The organism is Brevibacillus sp. FSL L8-0520, assembly GCF_037963895.1.
In the GTDB taxonomy this organism is placed as follows: domain Bacteria; phylum Bacillota; class Bacilli; order Brevibacillales; family Brevibacillaceae; genus Brevibacillus; species Brevibacillus borstelensis.
On sequence record NZ_CP150171.1, the window covers coordinates 542746 to 560689 of the forward strand.

14 protein-coding genes and 1 riboswitch are annotated in these 17944 nt (G+C 55.4%); of the genes, 10 read left to right on the top strand and 4 right to left on the bottom strand.

What is annotated here, in order from left to right:
• Positions 1-18 precede the first annotated feature (18 nt).
• Together NSQ24_RS03050 and NSQ24_RS03055 are read right to left on the bottom strand one after the other, a co-directional pair.
• Complete coding sequence (locus tag NSQ24_RS03050) at positions 19-576, bottom strand: DUF3267 domain-containing protein (protein ID WP_024983313.1); 558 nt, start codon at positions 574-576, stop codon at positions 19-21.
• Positions 577-613: 37 nt separating this feature from the next.
• On the bottom strand, positions 614-994 hold the full coding sequence (locus NSQ24_RS03055; protein WP_003389914.1) for a DUF2294 domain-containing protein: 381 nt from the start codon (positions 992-994) through the stop codon (positions 614-616).
• Between the two features lie 238 nt (positions 995-1232).
• A riboswitch (cyclic di-AMP (ydaO/yuaA leader) is annotated at positions 1233-1377 on the top strand.
• 747 nt (positions 1378-2124) lie between these two features.
• On the opposite strand from NSQ24_RS03055, the gene kdpA reads away from it, so the two are divergent.
• The 8 genes from kdpA (at position 2125) to NSQ24_RS03095 (ending at position 13509) form a co-directional block, all read left to right on the top strand.
• Positions 2125-3798 (top strand): potassium-transporting ATPase subunit KdpA, encoded by a 1674-nt coding sequence (gene kdpA / locus NSQ24_RS03060; RefSeq protein ID WP_339167220.1) that lies wholly within the window; start codon positions 2125-2127, stop codon positions 3796-3798.
• 87 nt (positions 3799-3885) lie between these two features.
• Positions 3886-5925 (top strand): potassium-transporting ATPase subunit KdpB, encoded by a 2040-nt coding sequence (gene kdpB, locus NSQ24_RS03065; RefSeq protein WP_172920764.1) that lies wholly within the window; start codon positions 3886-3888, stop codon positions 5923-5925.
• A gap of 42 nt (positions 5926-5967) precedes the next feature.
• Complete coding sequence (gene kdpC / locus NSQ24_RS03070) at positions 5968-6525, top strand: potassium-transporting ATPase subunit KdpC (protein WP_172920763.1); 558 nt, start codon at positions 5968-5970, stop codon at positions 6523-6525.
• Between the two features lie 354 nt (positions 6526-6879).
• Complete coding sequence (locus NSQ24_RS03075) at positions 6880-7836, top strand: sporulation protein (RefSeq protein ID WP_003389908.1); 957 nt, start codon at positions 6880-6882, stop codon at positions 7834-7836.
• A 172-nt stretch (positions 7837-8008) separates the two neighbouring features.
• Positions 8009-8671 (top strand): sporulation membrane protein YtaF, encoded by a 663-nt coding sequence (gene ytaF / locus NSQ24_RS03080; protein ID WP_003389907.1) that lies wholly within the window; start codon positions 8009-8011, stop codon positions 8669-8671.
• A 130-nt stretch (positions 8672-8801) separates the two neighbouring features.
• On the top strand, positions 8802-11597 hold the full coding sequence (locus NSQ24_RS03085; RefSeq protein ID WP_024983317.1) for a calcium-translocating P-type ATPase, SERCA-type: 2796 nt from the start codon (positions 8802-8804) through the stop codon (positions 11595-11597).
• Positions 11598-11693: 96 nt separating this feature from the next.
• Positions 11694-12347 carry a sporulation protein YunB gene (gene yunB / locus NSQ24_RS03090; RefSeq protein ID WP_194247070.1) on the top strand — a complete coding sequence of 218 codons (654 nt, stop codon included), beginning with the start codon at positions 11694-11696 and terminating at the stop codon, positions 12345-12347.
• A 121-nt stretch (positions 12348-12468) separates the two neighbouring features.
• A complete protein-coding gene (locus NSQ24_RS03095) occupies positions 12469-13509 on the top strand; it encodes a copper amine oxidase N-terminal domain-containing protein (protein WP_039070388.1) in 1041 nt (346 codons plus the stop codon).
• A gap of 309 nt (positions 13510-13818) precedes the next feature.
• On the opposite strand, the gene NSQ24_RS03100 is transcribed toward NSQ24_RS03095, so the two are convergent.
• Both NSQ24_RS03100 and NSQ24_RS03105 read right to left on the bottom strand, forming a co-directional pair.
• Positions 13819-14343, bottom strand: a complete 525-nt coding sequence (locus tag NSQ24_RS03100; RefSeq protein WP_152562223.1) for a GNAT family N-acetyltransferase — start codon at positions 14341-14343, stop codon at positions 13819-13821.
• A 70-nt stretch (positions 14344-14413) separates the two neighbouring features.
• Complete coding sequence (locus NSQ24_RS03105; RefSeq protein WP_339167223.1) at positions 14414-15583, bottom strand: MFS transporter; 1170 nt, start codon at positions 15581-15583, stop codon at positions 14414-14416.
• Positions 15584-15805: 222 nt separating this feature from the next.
• On the opposite strand from NSQ24_RS03105, the gene NSQ24_RS03110 reads away from it, so the two are divergent.
• Together NSQ24_RS03110 and NSQ24_RS03115 are read left to right on the top strand one after the other, a co-directional pair.
• Positions 15806-16897, top strand: a complete 1092-nt coding sequence (locus NSQ24_RS03110; RefSeq protein WP_003389900.1) for a PAS domain-containing sensor histidine kinase — start codon at positions 15806-15808, stop codon at positions 16895-16897.
• Complete coding sequence (locus NSQ24_RS03115; RefSeq protein WP_003389899.1) at positions 16872-17528, top strand: response regulator transcription factor; 657 nt, start codon at positions 16872-16874, stop codon at positions 17526-17528. Before NSQ24_RS03110 ends, NSQ24_RS03115 begins: the two co-directional genes overlap by 26 nt.
• Positions 17529-17944 lie beyond the last annotated feature (416 nt).

The following is a 17944-nucleotide window of genomic DNA, read 5'->3' on the forward strand; positions in this document are numbered from 1 at the left end:
ACGCTGCTGTGACAAACCTCACTTGCTTCCATTGCCATCTTCCACGGGAATATAGGCGTCATAACCGATGCTGTCCACAGAATCGGTAATAAGCGTCTGCCGGTCATACTTCCGCAGTGTCCACAGGATGTAAACATCGCCAAAGCTGCCGGCTATCATAAAAAAGCTCCACAAGTACCAAAAAAGCGAATGTCCCATAAGGGAAAGACAAAAAGGGACCAATCCCAAGATCAAGCCGGGCAGCAGTACTGCGAACCGGTAGCGGGATACCGCAATCGGTTTTGCGCAGCAGCAGTAGAAAACCAGTTTCTTCGGTACAAATCCAAAGCGGATGTCGGAGAACGAGACTTCCCTGCTGAGCAAAAAGCCAATCCCGTGCAAGCATTCATGGACAACAATCCCGGCGACCACCAATAGCAGAAAGAGAAAAAGACCTTGGATCGACACGGAAAACGTCACCTCGCCGCCGTACAGGAAAAGGGCAGCGATGAAAAAAGCGATGGAAAAGAAGATACTGTAAATGTTTGCTTTCAGAGGATCGAGCACCACCTGCTGCCTCCGATACTTTTCGTTCAAGCTTTGTTCCCTCCAAACGGCGATGACTCACTAGAGTTTAGCTTTTCATGTCCAACAGCGCCTTCTCCAAATCCTTGTTCAGCACGTAAACCTCGATCCGCTCGCCCATTTTTGTGCTGATATCGCTGTGGCTGGAAAGCACCCTGCAGCCGGTGATGGTTTCGACGATCTCCTCGCACTCCTTGCTGTACATCTCGCGCAGGACCTCTCGCATTTCCTTGACCACGCGGCGTCCCTTTTCATGATGAGCCAAATGCTTTTCCTCGACAGTGAGGACGCCTTTGAAGCGGCAGATCACCATATCGCCGACGATGTACGATTTTCCTTCCTGCGGGCCGCGTCCGATCAGTTCGCGCTGAAACTTGATAAACGCTTCGCTGATCTCGGCTTCCATTTTCTTCTTGTGGGAAACGGCCAAACCAATTCCTCCCTATCTTGTCATTGAGCCCTATCTTACTGAGCGCCAGAGAGGCTGTCAACGCGAGAATGGAGAAAAAAGGAAACGGGAGATAACGGGCAAAATAATTTGATCGCTTGAGAGAATGAACGATTTATCCGTTTTCATTCCGATTTTTCTCCCAAAAGAATCGGAAATCGGTCAAAATCAGCCGTTCACAACCAATCGCGTCCGACTTATAATGACACATAACAACCAATTGCAAATCTGGCCTAGTCCCGGGGCGCCCGGGAGCGGAGGACCCAATCAGTAGGGGTTAATTCCACGGTTTTTGTGGAAGGGATGAGAAACTCTTTCGCCATCCTACCCGTCAGCTAACTTCGTCGGCTAAAGCGAGGGAGGTCAAAAGACCGCCTGTTCGAGGAGGCTTTTTTTGTTGCCCAAATGCGGCAGCAATCCGCCTGTTCGATCTGATTTGCAGGTCTTTTCGTTTTTCTGTCAGTAAAAATCGTCTGTTTTGGAAAAAGGAACAGGGAGACAGAGCGCAAAGAGGGCAATGGATTGCCGGCTGGGCGTTAGGTAGACCAATGAGTACTTTTTCCCCGACAAGGCAAAGCAAGAGACACCGGCGGATCGAAGGGAGAAGCGATTCTGGATGAATCGCCGTCCGGCCCGATCCGTTTGCGAGCGGCTGTTTTTTTGGCTGCCCGCAGTGGCCTGTGCTTGTTTGTCGCCTGGGGAAGGAGTAAGCATTGGTCTATTTTTTTACCCAAAGGCACCGCTCCGGGCATCGCTTGGGAGAGGGGCAGAGGCGTAAGCGAAAGAGTCCGCTCGGCTCATACACGACAAGTCAAAGGGAGGATGAAAGCAAGCAAGTATTCCGGGTGGATTGGACTATAAGCAATTTCCTGAGCATGGAGGGAGGCTCGAAGATGGACGCGGTTTCCGTATTGCTGATCGCCTTGTCGTTTGCGATTTTTTACGGCGTCGTCAAGTTTTGCGAGGCAGTAGCAGAAGAGCAGGAGGGGAAGAAGGAATGAGCGTTTTGCTGTTGATCGCCGCCGGGCTGATCGTATACCTGTGCCACGCCCTTGTTTATCCGGAGAAATACTAGAGTCCGTCTGTTTGAAACATGTGAGGAGGAGCTTGTTGTGGACTTCATCCAAATTTCGTTGTTTTTGGCCTTGCTGCTTGCGGCCGCCATCCCGATGGGCCGTTATCTGGAGAGGGCCTTTGCCCTTGAGAGGACCAGGATGGACAAAGTGTTCGGCGGCGTAGAGCAGGCCCTCTATAAGGTGTCCGGCATTCGGACAGGGGACATGAACTGGAAGCAGTATGTTGTGGCTCTGCTGGCCAGCAACCTGGCGATGGCCGCCATCTGCTATCTGATTTTGCGGCTGCAGGGGATTTTGCCGGGCAATCCGGCGGGCATCGGCGCGATGGAACCGCTGCTGGCATTCAATACCGTCACATCCTTTCTGACCAATACGAACCTGCAGCATTACAGCGGCGAGACAGGACTTTCCTATCTGTCGCAAATGGCTGTCATTATGTACCTGATGTTTACTACGCCAGCGACGGGAATCGCCGCCGTGATGGCATTCATGCGGGGAGTGACCGGCCAAAGTAGCCTCGGCAACTTTTACGTCGACCTGGTGCGTGCCCATACACGGCTGCTGATCCCGCTGGCTGTCGTCGTCACGCTGGTACTGGTCAGCCAGGGAGTACCGCAGACGCTGGAGCCGGCGGCGACCGCCCATACGCTCGAAGGCGTGGAACAGCAGATCGCGCGAGGGCCTGTAGCTTCCCTGGTTGCGATCAAGCATCTGGGAACGAACGGAGGCGGCTTTTTCGGCGTCAACTCGTCCCATCCGTTTGAAAACCCGACGCCGTTTACCAATGTGCTGGAAATGCTCTCGATGTTTGTCATCCCGGCCGCGCTGCCGATTGCGTTTGGGCACATGGCGAAAAGCAGCAAGCAGGGGTGGATTTTGTTTGCCGCTATGGGGCTGATGTTCCTTGCCTTTTTAACCATGGCGTACATCAGTGAAACGAACGGCAACCCGGCTCTGGCAAAAGCGGGCCTCTCTCAGGAGATGGGCAGCATGGAAGGAAAGGAAGTGCGCTTCGGCATCGTGCAAAGCGCCCTGTTTACCGCAGTGACCATAGCCGCCACGACCGGCACGGTCAACAACATGCACGACACCCTGACGCCGCTGGGCGGCCTGGTTCCGCTCGCGCAGATGATGCTCAACTGCGTCTTTGGCGGCGACGGAGTCGGCATGGTCAACATCCTGATGTACGCCTTGCTGGCGGTGTTTCTGGCCGGGCTGATGGTCGGGAGGACGCCCGAGTTTCTGGGCCGCAAGATCGAGGCAAAGGAGATGAAGCTGATCGCGCTCACGCTTCTCGTCCACCCGTTGATCATTTTGGCGCCGTCCGCCGTGGCTCTTGCCACCGGGATGGGCAGCACCGCCATCTCCAATCCCGGCTTTCACGGCATTTCGCAGGTCGTCTACGAATTCACGTCCTCGGCTGCCAACAACGGCTCGGGCTTTGAAGGGCTGGGGGACAACACGCCGTTTTGGAATATTTCGACCGGCTTGGTCATGCTGTTTGGGCGGTACATCTCCATCATCACGATGGTTGCGGTAGCCGGGTCGCTGCTCAGAAAAACGCCGGTGCCGGTGACCTTGGGCACGCTACAGACCGACAGCAGCGTCTTTTTGCTTATTCTCTTGGCGACAGTCCTGATCGTCGGGGCGCTGACCTTTTTCCCGGTCGTTGCGCTGGGTCCAGTGGCCGAGTGGCTGACGATCCGATAGACACGTGTATGTAATTGATATGGCTGACCTTGGATTATTGCCGACCCGGAGTATAAACAAAGCGGCTCCGGGGGAAGGAGACTTTCGATGAGTACACAGCGCAAAACCGCGCTTTCCCATGATTTGTACAAACGGGCTCTGCTGGATTCATTCCGGAAGCTGGACCCGCGCGTGATGTGCAAAAATCCGGTGATGTTCGTCGTCGAAGCAGGATTTTTGATCACGCTGCTCTTGGCTTTTTTTCCGACCTCTTTTGGCGGCCAGTCCGATCCGGGCTACAATGCGGCCGTCAGCTTGATCCTGCTGTTCACGATCCTCTTTGCCAACTTTGCCGAGGCGCTCGCCGAAGGCCGGGGCAGGGCGCAGGCGGACAGCCTGAAAAAAACGAAACAGGATGCGGTGGGCCGGCTCGTCCAAAAGGATGGAAGCGTCAAAGCGATCCCGGCCACCAAGCTGCGAAAGGGCGATCTCGTCATCGTCGAGGCGGGCGAAATGATCCCGGGCGACGGCGAAATTGTCGAAGGCGTCGCGTCGGTGGATGAATCGGCGATCACCGGAGAGTCCGCCCCCGTGATCAAGGAGGCGGGCGGGGATTTCAACTCGGTCACCGGCGGAACGCGGGTCGTCAGCGACACGATCAAGGTGCGGATCACTGCCGATCCGGGCGAATCGTTCCTGGATCGCATGATCAGTCTCGTAGAAGGGGCCAAGCGGCAAAAAACGCCGAACGAAATCGCATTGAGCACGCTCCTCGTCACGCTGACGCTGATTTTTCTGATCGTCTGCACGACGCTTTTGCCGATCGCCGGTTACGTGAATGCAGCTATCCCCATGGCGACGCTGATCGCGCTGCTGGTCTGCCTGATTCCTACCACCATCGGGGGGCTTTTGTCAGCCATCGGCATCGCCGGCATGGATCGCGTCACGCAGTTCCATGTGATCGCCAAATCGGGGAAAGCGGTAGAGGCCGCAGGCGACATCAACACGATTATTTTGGACAAAACCGGAACGATTACGTTTGGGAACCGGATGGCCGCGGCCTTTTTCCCGGTCGGGAATGCGAGCGAGGAGGAATTGAGCCTGGCTGCGGCGCAAAGCTCCATCTTTGACGAGACGCCGGAGGGAAGGTCTATTATCGAACTGGCAAAGCGGCAGGGAGTTTCTTCGCCTGTTCTGGATATCCCTCGGGCAGTGGGAATCGAATTTCGGGCGGAGACGAGAATGAGCGGCACGCTGCTTCCGGACGGGCGTGAAATACGCAAAGGAGCTGTCGATGCGATCAAGGCGCATATCGCAGAAAAAGGCGGTCAGATTCCCGCGGAGCTGGAGGAGAAAATGCGGCTGATCGCCACAGAGGGCGGCACGCCTTTGGCTGTAGCCGTGGACGAACGCATCCTCGGGCTGATCTATCTCAAAGATACAGTCAAGCCGGGTATGCGGGACCGCTTCGAGGAGCTGCGGCGGATGGGCATCCGCACCGTCATGTGCACGGGCGACAATCCGCTGACGGCGGCGACGATTGCCCGTGAGGCGGGGGTAGACGACTTCGTTGCGGAGGCGAAGCCGGAAGACAAGATTTCCTTGATCAAAAAAGAGCAGGCGCAAGGGAAGCTGGTCGCTATGACGGGAGACGGCACCAACGACGCTCCGGCGCTGGCCCAGGCGGACGTCGGGCTGGCGATGAACAGCGGTACCGTGGCGGCGAAGGAAGCAGCCAACATGGTGGATCTCGATTCCGATCCGACCAAAATCATCGAGGTGGTAGCGATTGGCAAGCAGCTTTTGATGACCCGCGGAGCATTGACGACGTTCAGCATCGCCAACGACGTCGCCAAGTATTTCGCGATCATCCCGGCGATGTTCATGCTGGCAATTCCGCAGATGTCGGCGCTCAACATCATGCAGCTGGCTACACCGCAAAGCGCCATACTGTCCGCGCTGATCTTCAATGCCGTCATCATCCCGATCCTGATTCCGCTGGCGATGAAAGGGGTCAAATACGTCCCGATGAGCGCAAGCAGGCTGCTTGGCCGCAATCTTGCCTTATACGGATTGGGCGGAATCGCCGCTCCGTTTGTCGGCATCAAGCTGATCGACTTGGCGCTGGTCTCGCTGAGCCTGGTCTAAATCGTCACGACACCCATAATGGAAAGGAATAGGTGAATGTCCATGCTGCAAAATGTTCGTCTCAGTGTCGTTCTGCTTTTGATCTGCGGGCTTGCCTACCCGCTGGCGATGACCGGCATCTCCAAGCTGGCGATGCCCGCCAAGGCGAGCGGCAGCCTGATCGTGGATGACAAGGGAAACGTGATCGGTTCAGAGCTGATCGGCCAAGCGTTTACAGACCCGAAGTATTTTGCGGGACGCATTTCTTCTATTGAATATAATGCGGCAAGCTCCGGCTCCAACAACTACGCCCCGTCCAATCCGGCTTTGGCCGGGCGGACGACAAAGGACATAGAGGCTTTTCTGAAGGCCAATCCGACAGTCAAGCGGGAAGAGATCCCCGCCGATCTCTTGACCAACTCCGGCTCCGGGCTGGACCCGCACATTTCCCCCGAGGCGGCTCGCGTACAGGCAGAGCGCATCGCAAAAGCGAGGAATCTCGATCAGGCTAGGCTGAACGCCTTGATTGACGAGTATACCGAGGAGCGGAGTCTGGGTGTCTTTGGACAGCCCCGGGTGAATGTACTCAAGCTGAATATTGCGCTCGACCGGATGAAGTAGAGGGCAGGCCAAAGGAGCTGGCAGACCAAAATGAACTGGCAGATAAAAATGAGTGGCAGGCCAAAATGAGCCGGCAGGAAAAAAGGAGCGGGAAAGACCGTGAAGTCTGCTTCTTTTTTCCTTCAGGAAGCAGGCTTGCCAGTGACTTGCCGCAAGTCAGCTACCGTGTGCATTCCCGGAAGCTGACCCGGAAAGGAGCGCCAATTAAACGATCGATTAACAAGGCGGTAAGAGGCAGGCGGCGTTCCTCCATGATCGTTTCGTGAACAATTGCCGGTGCCACTCGCGCAGCCATCCAGCTTTTGCTACACTGGATATATTAGCGTTCGTTTATTTGATAAGGAGGAAACCGTCATGTTCAAAAAGTTGATGGCCAAATTCGGCGTAGGCGCAGCAACCGTGGATCTTCGGCTGGATCAGCCGGCTTATCGCCTGGGTGAAACCGTGACCGGACACATTCATATCGAAGGCGGGAACGTGGAGCAGCGGATTACAGAGCTGAGCGTTCTTTTGATGATGAACGCCCGGGTCAAAGGGCAAATCGTAACCCGTCAGGTGCATTCCGTCCAGGTTGCCCACAGCTTTAAGGTACTGCCAAAGCCTTACACAGTGGACATCCCCGTTTCCTTTGAGCTTCCGCAGGGGCTGGCGATCTCGTCGCCGTCTATCCAGTACGGCTTGCAGACAAAGCTGGACGTGGAAATGGCGCTTGATCCGACTGACATGGATCGGGTGGAGGTGCTGCCGCCGGAGCCGGTGGAGCGGGTACTGAACGCCCTGAACCGGCTGGACCTGCGGCAAAAGCCGGACTCCGGCGGTCTGACTCCTTATGGACAAGAGTTTTCGTTCTTTACAGGGCAGTCGCTGGGGATACCGCTGCGCGAGCTGGATGTCGTCTTTTTCTCCACGCCTGGCGAAATGCGGCTGCTGCTCGAGCTCGACTTGACCGTGCCGGGCATGCTGATGGGACGCCAGAAGGAGTACAAGGCAGAGCTCATCGTGCCGCAGGAGCTGCTTGCCGCAGAGAAGGAAGAGGAGCTGTCCCGTTTTTTGCTGGAAAAACTGCGCGAGTACGCGGAAAATCCGCAAGCCATCCCGTATGTTTCCATGGCTTCCTATGGGCAAATGCATGGAGGTCGTTCCGGCATGGGCGGCATGATCGGCGGAATGGCTGCGGGCCTCCTGGGAGGAATGCTCTTGGGCGAGCTCATGTCGGATGCGGGTGAGCTTGCCTTCGGGGAGTCGGGCGAAGAGTCCGGCGGCGATGAAGGCGGAGACGATTTTGACTTTGGCGGCTTTGATGATCTGTAAACACGCAAGTTTTTGGCCCGGGGCATACCCTCCGGGCTTTTCTTTTTGCTTGAAACATATCGTGTTTACAGATGAGCGAAAGCTGCGGGAAAACGCCCCTGGTCAAAAAGGGCACATCGGATAAGCGCGGAGCGTATTCTAAAGGGCAACGGGAAAGAGAGGTGATGGCATCATGAGCGGCTGGCTCTCGCTTCTTCTTGTGTCCCTGGCGATTAGCATGGATAGCGTCACCGTTGGATTGACATACGGTCTTCGGAATATGCGGATTCCTCTGATATCCCTTGCCGTCGTCGCCGGTTGTTCCTTTGCCGTGGTGTATACGGTAATGGCAGTAGGTTCGACGCTTGTATTCTGGCTGTCACCGGAGTGGGGCAAACAAATCGGAGCGGCTGTACTGATCGGGATGGGCTCATTTACCTTGTGGCGGCTGGTCTCTGCCCGTTCAGCCAAAAAGGACCAGACAAGTGCAGGCGAGTCTGAACAAAGCGGCGATCCGGCGCTCGTATCCCAATTCCGCATTTTTGGGCTGATCATCCAGATCCTCAGAGACCCCTCTTATGCGGATGCCGACAAATCGGGGCATATTACGGGCAGGGAAGCGGTTTTGCTGGGATTGGCGCTGTCGCTGGACGCTTTTGGCGCGGGGATCAGTTTGACATTCTTAGGCTATTCTCCCCTGACGGTAGCTGCATGTATCGCCGCGATGAGCGGTGGCCTGCTGTATCTTGGCGTGGTATTGGGGCAACAGGCCGGAAGGTGGAAGTGGCTGTCGCGGCTTACCTGGTTTCCCCCCATCCTGCTCATCTGTATCGGTTTGTTCAAAAGCTTCACGTGAGATCGTAAATCGACCCGTCCTTTCTGCAAGCAAGGACGGGTTGTTTGTGTGTTCCCCGGACAAGTGGGTTATTTTGGGGCCTGTCTGCATACATATGAGATGAAGTGTGAACGGGATGGAGGAGATTCAGGTGGACACAAGGCCCAATCAAAAATGGTACACGCTTGCGGCTGCTGATGTGACGAGAGCGCTGAACAGCGACGCCAGAGAAGGACTGTCCCAGAGTGAAGCGGAGCGCAGACTGGCCAAGATCGGCGCCAACCAGTTGGCCGCGAACAAGCGCAAGCCGCTGTTTACGGTCTTGCTTGACCAGTTTAAAGATTTCATGGTGCTGATTCTGTTCGTTGCCACGTTGATTTCTTATTTTCTCGGAGAGTATCTCGATGCCATCACGATTATCGCCATCATTTTCATTAACGGGGTGCTGGGCTTTATTCAGGAAGCCAAGGCAGAACGGTCCCTGCAGGCCTTAAAGGATTTGGCCTCCCCGATGGCCCGCGTGATGCGCGACGGCCAGCTTTTCCTGATCCCGGCATCCCGGCTCGTTCCCGGCGATCTGGTGCTGCTGGAAGCAGGGGATCGGGTCCCGGCTGACCTGCGTCTGTTTTCAGCCAATCGGCTAGAGATCGAGGAGTCGGCATTGACAGGGGAGTCTGTTCCGGTTTCCAAAACCGCGGGGGCGCTCTCGGCTGTGTCCGATGATGCGGTGCCGCTCGGAGACCAGAAAAACCTTGCATTCATGGGCACGATGGTGACCGGAGGGACCGGGCAAGGGCTGGTCGTCTCCACAGGAATGGATACCGAGATCGGAAAGATCGCCCATATGATGAATCAGGCGGAGATAGCCGAGACTCCTTTGCAGATCCGCTTGGAGCAAATGGGGAAAATCCTCGTAGTCGTCGCCGTTCTGCTCACGCTGGTCGTGATCGGAGCAGGGGTATGGCATGGTCATGAGCTGTTTACGATGTTTCTCGCCGGTGTGAGTTTGGCGGTCGCCGCAATCCCGGAAGGTTTGCCGGCCATCGTGACTGTTGCCCTGGCTTTGGGGGTACAGCGGATGATCAGGCGAAACGCAATCGTCCGCAAGCTGCCGTCCGTAGAAACGCTTGGATGTGCCTCAGTCATTTGCTCCGACAAGACAGGAACTTTGACGCAGAACAAAATGACTGTCACCCACATCTGGCATAGCAACACGACCTATCAGGTAACCGGCAGCGGCTACGAGCCGCATGGCGCCTTTCTTCTGCAGGGCAAGCAAATTGCTCCCGACCGCGATCAGGCGCTGGTTCAGTTGCTGCAGATCGCCCAGCGCTGCAACAACGCCCAGCTCTCCTGCGAAGAGGAGAAGGCGCGCAGACTGCTTGGCATGGGGAAAGCGGTGAAGCGGTGGCAGGTGGTGGGAGATCCTACGGAAGGCGCACTCAAGGTACTGGCGGCCAAGGGCCTCGGCTTCGATCCGGAGACAGGCAAAGGGCGTCAGGAGGGTGTTCGCGTAGACGAACTGCCTTTTGACTCCGACCGCAAAATGATGTCGGTCGTGGAGCAAAAAAGCGACGGAAGCTATGTCCTGTTGACCAAGGGGGCGGCGGAAGCGCTGCTTTCCAGATGCAGCCACATCATGTGGAACGGCCAGGTGCAGCCCCTGTCCGCCACGATGCGCCACCGGATTTTGGACCAGACAGAGGAAATGGCCGCCCAGGCTTTGCGGGTCCTGGGATTCGCCTACAAGCCGCTGCAAGGCTATCGCAGGGGTCAATCGGCCGAAATAAAGGAAACCGACCTGATCTTTGTCGGACTGGCGGGCATGATTGACCCGCCGCGCGAGGAAGTGCGCCCGGCGATCAATCTGTGTCATCAAGCAGGCATCAAGACGGTGATGATTACCGGCGACCATCGCATTACCGCTGAGGCGATTGCCCGCCAAATCGGGCTGATGCGCGGCTACGGAGAGATCATGGAGGGGCGCGAGCTGGATCGATTGACCGATGAAGAGCTGGCCGAACGGGCCGAGCGGGTCGCGGTTTATGCCCGGGTCTCGCCAGAGCACAAGCTTCGGATCGTCCGCGCCTTGCAAAGCAACGGGCATGTAGTGGCGATGACTGGCGACGGCGTAAACGACGCGCCTGCGATCAAAACGGCAGACATCGGGATTGCCATGGGGATTACCGGTACCGATGTGACCAAGGAAGCCGCCGATCTCGTTTTGCGTGATGACAATTTTGCCACGATCGTTGCTGCGGTCGAAGAGGGCCGCAACATTTACGACAACATCCGGAAATTTATTCGCTATTTGCTCGCCTCCAACGTGGGTGAGATTCTGGTCATGTTCTTCGCCATGATTTTGGGGATGCCGCTGCCCCTGGTGCCGATCCAGATTCTCTGGGTGAACCTGGTGACGGATGGGCTGCCGGCGATGGCGCTGGGGGTCGATCCGCCCGAGGCAGACACGATGTACCAGCGGCCGCGCAACAAGCACGAGAACATTTTCGCCAGGGGATTGGGATGGAAGATTGTCAGCCGCGGCTTTTTGATCGGCCTCATGACGCTTCTGGCCTTCTGGCTGACCTGGCGGGAGAACCCGGATGACCTCGTCCACGCGCAGACTGTCGCATTTGTCACACTCGTCATGGCCCAGTTGATCCACGTCTTTGACTGCCGCAGCCAGCACAGCGTTTTCCATCGCAATATTTTTGAAAACAAGTATCTTGTATGGGCCGTGCTTTCCTCGATCGTGCTCGTGCTTGGGGTCGTGTATCTGGATGCGCTGCAGCCGATTTTCAAAACGACCGATCTGTACTTCCGCGATTGGGCACTGATTATCGTAGCGGCCGGCATACCTACATTCGTCGCGGGTATGGGAGGTGTGCTGCGGCGCGGACGTCCGCGCCCAGCGAACAAATCGACTGCAGGGACAGTGCGTTCCTGATCCCTCTGCAAGGCAGATGTCAAAAAGCCGGGAGAGAGCGAAATCGTGGTTCGCTATAGAAAAGGAGGCTGGCGGCGGAGGGGGAGACGATTCTTCATGACGCTTGTCGCGCTGCTTATCGCGTTTATGGTCCTGTTCGTGATCGTCGAGAAACGGATCGAACCGACCTTGCTGTTGATTGCGACCCAGAAAGCGGATCAGGTGGCGAAGCTCGCGATCACGGACGTGGTTACCAAGCGGCTGACCCAGCAGGGAGTGGACTTCAACGAAATTATCGTCATGGAAAAGGACAACGAGGGAAACGTCAAGGCGATGAATTTCAATTTTGAACAGTACGCCCGGATTGTGGGGGAAACGACCACCCGGATTCAAAACCGGATGAAGGAGTTCGAGGAGGAGAACGTCAAGATTACCGTCCCGCTTGGCCTGGCGACCAAAAGCGTGTTTCTCGAGCATTACGGTCCTGAAATCCCTGTCTCTTTTGTCCCGGTTGGTTCGGTAAAGACCAGGCTGGAGACGGGGATGAAGCAGGCCGGAATCAACATGGTGCTGGTCACGGTCTACATCCAGGTGGAGGTTACGCTCAGGATTGTCATCCCTTTTGCCACCGAGGAAAAAACGGTAGTGACCCAGATCCCGATCACGGAAGCGCTCGTCGTGGGCAAGGTGCCCGATTATCTGTACAACAACCCCGCCGGCAAGCCGGATGTGCCGTATCCGCGGGCTCCGCAGGGCGTAGCAAACCCTTAAATCAGGGGAGAAGCTTGAACTATAAACACTCCGTTTTCAAAAATCGTGAAACGTTTTTTTCTTTGCTGTCGTCCCAATAGCAGGACAACATCCAAACAAGAGATGAATGGGAGATGACAGCATGAAAAAAATGAAATCTGTTTCCATAACTTTGTTGGCAGCAGCAGTCCTCACGATGAATGGAGTCAGCGCATTCGCTACGTCTGAGCCCGTACGCGAACTGTCCGTACAGGTAAAAGGACAGGAAATTGGCAAGCTCGCCATTGACGATAAGCAGCAACAGACGATTCTGGTACCGCTTCGGGAAGTAGCGGAGTCGCTCGGATATGAAGTAAGCTGGAACAGCCAGACCAAAGCGGCTGAAGTGAAAAAGGGGGCCGTTTGGAGCTATGCCAAAGCTGGCGAGGACCGTTATCCCTTTGCCCGCATGTACAAATCGGTGGGAGCGACGCCAAAGCTGATTAACGGCAACACCTATGTGCCGGTCGCCTTTGTGGAGCAAATTTTGCAAACACCGGTGCAGGTGTCCGGAAACTCTGTCAGTGTTGCGGCAGAAGAGGAGCAGGATTATACAAAGAAGGCGGGAACGATCACCAGTATCCGCAACACGGACGGCAAAGTATCGATTTTGCTGAATGGCTATCAGCGGGGCATCCTGCTGCATGTAGCGGATGAAACGAAAATCGTCACAGCGGACGGCAAGGAAGCCAAGGCAGCAGACTTGAAGCTGGGCATGGAAATCGAGGTTGTCCACGAGAAATTCATGGCGATGAGCCTGCCGCCGCAAACGGCGGCGAAAGAGATCGTCATCAAGAACAGCATGCAGACCGAGGACGTTCTCGGAACATTCGGGTCTGTCGCCAGTGTCGAGGACAACAAGGATGGCGGAGTGCGAATCGCTGTCGAGGGCGAGCGTCTGACCGACAATTCGTTTGAAAAGATCCACCTGCTCGTAAACGACCAGACGAAGATTGTCACTACAGATGGCAACAAGGCGCTTGCGATCGCGGATCTGAAAAAGGATGCGAAAGTATTTGCTTTCTACAGTCCAAAGCTGACCCGCAGCGCCATTCCGCAGGGCGTGGCAGAGAAAATCGTCGTGGAGCCGGCTGACAACCTGGTGACCGTGGAGCCGGCGGCAGCTGATGAGCCGAAAAAATAAGAGTGAAAACAAAGAAGCGGTCCAGCTTGTCATGCTGGCCCGCTTTTCTTTTTGGGGCTGAGAGGGCTTCCCGGTACGGTTTTTGAGTCGGATCAGTTAGGCACTGAAACCCCGCCAGCTAGGCACGATCTTTGCTGAGGAGCATGCCGACAATATTGCCGATAAATTCAAACACAAAGATAAACAGCTCCATGCATCCCACCCCATTTTTTCCATTTGATGGAGAATGCGGAGGCCGCAGAAAATAGTTTCGGAAAATGGTGCAAGAAGCAAGATCGGTGATTGCAACATCGATTTTTCATACAAGGGCTACAGGGCTAAAGCCATGTAGTCTTCGTCCGAATAAACGCCGTTTTGCTTGAGGGCATTCTTTTCCGTGCCGAATACTTGAAAGCCCAAGGAGAGGTAGAGATGGCGCGCAGCCTCATTGTCGCTGGCTACGGTCAGATTGATCTGTTCAAGACCGTCCAGCTCTTTTGCCTTCTCGATAATGGCTGAAATCAGCTTTTTGGCGATGCCCTTCCCGCGCTGGGCAGGGGTGGTGTAGACGCCTGCCAGAGAAGCCTTGTGCCGCAGTTTTACATACGTTTCCCGTTTGAGCGTGGCTACAGCGACCAAGGTATCGCCGACAAATGCGCCCATCGTGAACAAATCCAGGGTGGGGGTCAAGCGGGTTTTCCATGTGTCCAGCAGGTTTTTGTCCTGGATCGTTTCTTCATAGGTGGTCGAGAAAGCTTCCGGATTTGCTTTCAAAGCCTCCAGGCGCAAGGCTATGAATCGTTCGGCATCTTCTGGTCCGAGTGTTCTGATCGTGATATTATGTAACTCGCTCATCGATCTTCCTTCTTTCGAAAAGAATTTGCTAAATTATAACACGCAAAATACAGAAAAACAGATTTCATATTTATAGGTGATCAGGGGGCGCATTCCTCACCTGTTTGCCTAAAAATCCCAGGCTCAACACTCCGGCCCCGAGCGCAAATCCTCCGCAAATCAGCGCCAGCGCAGTAAACCCCCATAGCTGATAAACCGGTCCGCCCAAATAAGAACCGAGCGTCATCCCGATGTACATGCCGGTAATGTTCCAGGACATGATTCTGCCCGTTTCGCCCGGATACTCATTGGACAAGCGCGATTGGTAGGACGGCACGAAGGCATACCCGACCAACGCCCACAGAAACAGGAGCGGATAAAGCCAATTTGACGAGGGAAGCGTACCGACCAGAGATAGAAAGGGGACGAGCACAAGCAGGCTGGCAGTAGAAACGGGACGCTCTCCAATCCAGTCGGCGAGCCTTCCGCCGCTCAAGCTCCCCAGCATCGCTCCGACTCCGTATGCCGTCAGCGATACGGCAAGCTGTGCGGACGTAAACTCGTTCTGCTGGGCAAGGGCCGTTCCCAAAAAGGTATACACCCCGTACATCGCCATCGACCACAATATGGTTACCACGACAGAGCGCAGGACATCGCAGAGAGGGCGGCGCTTTGTCTGGGGCATCAGAGTGTTTTTCCGCATCTTTGGCCATACGCGCCCATTCAGGAGTGCAAGCAGCAAGCTTCCTGCGGCTATACAGAGAAACGGCAAGCGCCAGCCTTCCCAGCCTGCAAGCAAAGTGCCGAGCGGCGTACCGACCCACAAGCCGGTGAGATTGCCGGAGACGACAACAGACAGCCATGCCGCCCGCCGGTTGGCAGGAGCGAGACCGCTGACAAAGGCGTAGACGGAAGGGGCGATAGCGGCCAGCGAAAGTCCGGCTGCCAACCGGCTGCCGAGCAGTAGCAGAAAGCTGTCGGCAAGCGCTGTCCCCAGATTGGCAAGCGCAAAACAGACTAATCCTGCCACCAATACATAGCTGCGCCTTTCCTGAAGCCTGTCAAATAATGTACCGGCCCAGGGAGAGCCGCATGCATACATGACCGCCATGACCGTCACCAGCCAGCCCGCGGCAGCCGGTGTCACACCAAACTCAGCGGATATAGCAGGCAGCAGCGGCGACATGATAAAGACATCGGTTCCGACCAAAAACAGAGTAGCGGCTCCAGTAAACAGCCAGATTGCTTGATTCCCTGACATGCATAGCTCCCCCGGTGTGCCAACGCACAGTTGTTTTTATCAGCTATATGGCGTGCAAGGAAGGAGGTGCCGGGTTGCTCATGTTTTCCGGTGCATAAACCGTGCCTCCAGTCCCATTAACAGGTGGATGGAGGGCGGAGGTTAAGGGAATTCCCTGATACACTTTCCCCGGCCCACAGCCTACAATAGCAATATGGATGTTTGTCTGCGAGGAGGAACAAGGTGAACGCGTGGAAGGAAGAACGGGGTACGTCTCAAGAGACCGTCTCGCTGCTGCAGTCGATTTTTACGAACATCAGCGATGCTGTTCTCGTCGTCGATCACAGCGGGATGATCGTGACCGTCAATGCCGCTATGGAACGGATATCCGGATGGTCGCAGGACGAACTGGTCGGGAAAAAACATATATGCGAAGTATGTCTGGGCATGGCGACATGTCAGGAGGAGAGCACCTGTACAGACTGTTTTTTCAAACGCTCGCAAATGCCTTCCTTTGAGATGCGGCTCAGGACAAAAGAGGGCCGGGAATATCCCGTGGCTGCCAGTTCGACCAGACTGCCGGAAGGGGCGCCAGGCAAAATGGTGATGATCCTCCGCGACATGACTGATCAGCAGCGGGCGGAAAAAGAACGGTACCAGCATAAGTTGACCAATTTCGTCATCCAGGCTCAGGAGGAAGAGCGGAAACGCATCTCCCGGGAGCTTCACGATGGCGTAGGGCAGGCTTTGTACAGCATTCTTGTCGGCTTGAACGTCCTTGGACAGAGCAAGCTGAGCGGGGCGATGAAGCAGCATGTCGCGGATGTCCAGCAACTGACCGCCAAAGCGATGGAAGAGGTAAAGCGGATGGCTCTGGAGCTGCGCCCCTCAGCCCTGGATGATCTCGGGCTTTTGCCGGCTCTGCGCTCCCTGATCAAACGGGTGGAAAAGAGCTTTGGCCTCACCGTGGATCTCCATGTGCAGGGTGCAAGGCGCCGCTACCAGGCAGCGATGGAAACAGCTCTCTACCGCATCGTCCAGGAGGCGATGACGAATACAGCCAAATACGCCCAGGCGGAAAAGCTGGGTATCGTCTTTGAAGACAGAGAAAAAGAAGTGGTGGTTACTATCGTGGACGACGGTGTCGGCTTTGACGTGGAAGCAGCCGAGCACAGAGGCTCCGGGCTGGGATTGTTCGGGATGAAGGAAAGGGCCCAACTGCTGGGAGGAAGCGTCGATGTCCGTTCTGCGATCGGGGAAGGCACCACTGTTATTGTTCGCATACCATTGCCAAAGGGGGAAGCAGAACATGGGGATACGCGTCCTGATCGCTGACGACCATGCCGTGGTCCGCTCCGGTCTGGGCATGCTGATCGACGCCCAGCCGGATTTGGAAGTCGTAGGCTATGCCGCAGACGGGAAAGAGGCTTTTGACAAGGCCTTGGAAATCAAGCCGGATGTGGTTTTGATGGATCTCAGCATGCCGCCGGGCGAAAACGGGCTTTCTGCCACGGGGAGATTGAAGGAGGCCGCTCCCGACATCCAGGTGCTCGTGTTGACCATGCATGACGACGAAGAGTACCTGTTCCGGGTGCTGCAGGCAGGGGCTGCGGGCTACATTTTAAAGAGCGCTCCCGATCTCGACCTGATCGCCGCCATCCGGACCGTGTCCAAAGGGATGGCGTACCTGTATCCGTCGGCGACCAAATCGCTGATCGAGGAATTTTTGCAAATGGTGAAAAACGGCGAGGAGCAGGCAAAATACGAGATTTTGACGGAGCGGGAAAAGGAAGTCCTGATCCTGATCGCCAAGGGCTTCAGCAACAAGGAAATTGCCGAGCAATTGACGGTTTCTGTCAAGACCGTGGAATCTCACAAGGCTCATATTATGGAGAAGCTTCATTTGCGCACCCGGCCCGATCTGGTCCGGTATGCGATCAAAAAGGGATGGCTTGATTTTGAATAAAGTCGGGCCAGCGACCAACAACGGAAGCAAGCAACCGAAGGGACAGGATCCCAGGAGTCGAAGCTTGACAGAGGAGACAGGGTGTAGAAAAAGCACGCTGGTATAGACAGCCAAAAGGTAACTTCTGAATGGTACCAGAAGTTACCTTTTTTATTGACTATTGAAAACGTCAAGAGGTATAGAGAATGGTAGTTGAAAAAAGTTATGATCATCGACAAAAATAGACAACATTCTCATTTTAATATATTTATAATAATATTATAAAAAAAGGGAGGGGTGGAATTATTAGGAGGATCCTTTTGATTATCGTTCTTGGGCTTCTTGTTTTCAGTTTTTTTGATCTTGACATCAGCTTAGGCATAAGCAGGAAGGTCTCCGTTGGAATTACAGTCGCGTTGGTTTTTTGGCTTACTTAC